Source organism: Arthrobacter sp. HMWF013 (genome assembly GCF_003061105.1).
GTDB lineage: Bacteria > Actinomycetota > Actinomycetes > Actinomycetales > Micrococcaceae > Arthrobacter.
On record NZ_QAIQ01000655.1, the window covers coordinates 528 to 1,774 of the forward strand.

A 1,247-nucleotide genomic window follows, 5' to 3' on the forward strand; every position below is an offset into this window, starting at 1 on the left:
TGAACTATCTCTTCCAGCAGGCCTGCCGGCGCCTGGGTATGGAGCACGAAGCCGCGGCGCTCGCCGAACTCACGGCCAAAGGCGCCGCTACCAGCGGCTGGGCAGAATACTGGAACCCTGACAACGGGCACGGCCTCGGCGCCGTCCCCCAGACGTGGGCGGGCCTTGTCATTGCCATGCAGCACTAGCAGCCGTGACGGCGGCGCGCGCCAGGCAGCGGTGGCCGGCATCGTTCGGATGCACCGTGTCCTCGTCCAGCATGGTGCCGGCGTCCCACCCGGCAGGCTCAACCACCATCACCTGCGGGAACCCCGCGGCCACCCGACGCAGTTCACGGTTGTAGCTGTCAACCAGGGTGTTCGAACCCAGATGGTGCGGGGCATGGAGGCTGAAATCCAACAGTCGGGGCTGGGCGAGGGCCACCACCCAGGCGCCGGGGGAGGCCTGCCGGAAGGCACTGAAAATCGTCGCCAAGGCATCGGCGTACCCCTGTTGGGCCGACGCCGATTCCCCGCCCAGGCGGAGATCGTTCAGTCCCGTCATGAGCAGGTAGAGGGTGGCCGCCGGGGGAGGATCAGCCCGGACCAGCGCCGCCGTCCCGGTGCTGCTGGTGCCGCCCACGCCGCGGTTATCCAGCTCCAGGCCCAGCCCGGCTGCCACCAGCGCTGCCATGGAGGCCGCTGCGGTGGAGGCGCCGTCGCCGTCCACCCACGAGTGCCCGTAGGCCACCATCCGCCGCATGATTGCACGCTACCAAAACCATCCCGGATCGGAAGACCATGAGCCACATTCCTCCCAGCCGCTACGACAAATTCCCCACCGTTACCGTCCCGGGCAGCCCCCGGGCCTGGTCCGGCCAGGACGCCTGGCAGGAGATCGCCCGCGGCGGTCGGCAGGCCATCGTGGTGGATACCTACCCGGGCGTGAAGCTGGATGAGCTGCTGGAATGCATCGGCCGGGCACTGCCCGGCCACCGGGTCCTCAACGTTGAAGAGCTCGCGGCGCGGCCTATGGCCGAGATCGACGCCCTGATCGCCGCCAACCTCACGGACGACCGCGTCTTCGGCGTCATCAGCCACCACACCCTCGCCGACTTTTTCGATCCGCAAAGGCTGGCCGACCTCGGCCGCCAGGTGGCGGCGTCGGACCTTCCCGCAGTCCTGGTGGGCTGGGGGGCGGCGCTGGTACCGCTCCCGGAACGGACCCTGGTCCTGGCCGACATGGCGCGCTGGGAGCTGCAGCAGCGC

At 69.6% G+C, this 1,247-nt stretch carries 1 protein-coding gene and 2 pseudogenes; 2 read left to right on the top strand and 1 reads right to left on the bottom strand.

What is annotated here, in order from left to right; all coding sequences use genetic code 11:
* Positions 1–188 (top strand): annotated as a pseudogene (locus DBR22_RS24225) (MGH1-like glycoside hydrolase domain-containing protein); the annotation flags it as partial.
* Here DBR22_RS24225 and DBR22_RS21535 read toward each other — a convergent pair.
* Positions 169–741 (bottom strand): SGNH/GDSL hydrolase family protein, encoded by a 573-nt coding sequence (locus DBR22_RS21535; RefSeq protein WP_108600669.1) that lies wholly within the window; start codon positions 739–741, stop codon positions 169–171. The pseudogene DBR22_RS24225 and the gene DBR22_RS21535 sit on opposite strands and share 20 nt — an antisense overlap.
* A 38-nt stretch (positions 742–779) precedes the next feature.
* Here DBR22_RS21535 and DBR22_RS24955 point away from each other — a divergent pair.
* Positions 780–1,247: pseudogene (locus tag DBR22_RS24955) on the top strand (mannose-6-phosphate isomerase); the annotation flags it as partial.